Annotated in this window: 1 pseudogene; it reads right to left on the minus strand. The window is 51.0% G+C overall.

The annotated features are described in order from the left end of the window. Positions 1–183, minus strand: a pseudogene (locus PPOP_RS24215) (IS110 family transposase); the annotation flags it as partial. Positions 184–204: the final 21 nt, after the last annotated feature.

Below are 204 nucleotides of genomic sequence, written 5' to 3' on the forward strand. Positions count from 1 at the left end.
ATCTGGGCCGAGTTCTTCATAGGGCACACCCGTCCGCAGCATGATGAAGATGATGCGAAGCATCAGGTGAGCCAGTGCCATATTTGCTTTTTTCGGCCCTCGTCGCTTGACCAATCGGTAATAATAGGCGGATAGCCGCGTGTTTTTTGTTTTGGCAGCAGCCCAAGCAGCCTGACATAGCACGGACTTTAATCCTTTATTCCC

This window comes from Paenibacillus popilliae ATCC 14706 (assembly GCF_000315235.1).
Taxonomy (GTDB): domain Bacteria; phylum Bacillota; class Bacilli; order Paenibacillales; family Paenibacillaceae; genus Paenibacillus_B; species Paenibacillus_B popilliae.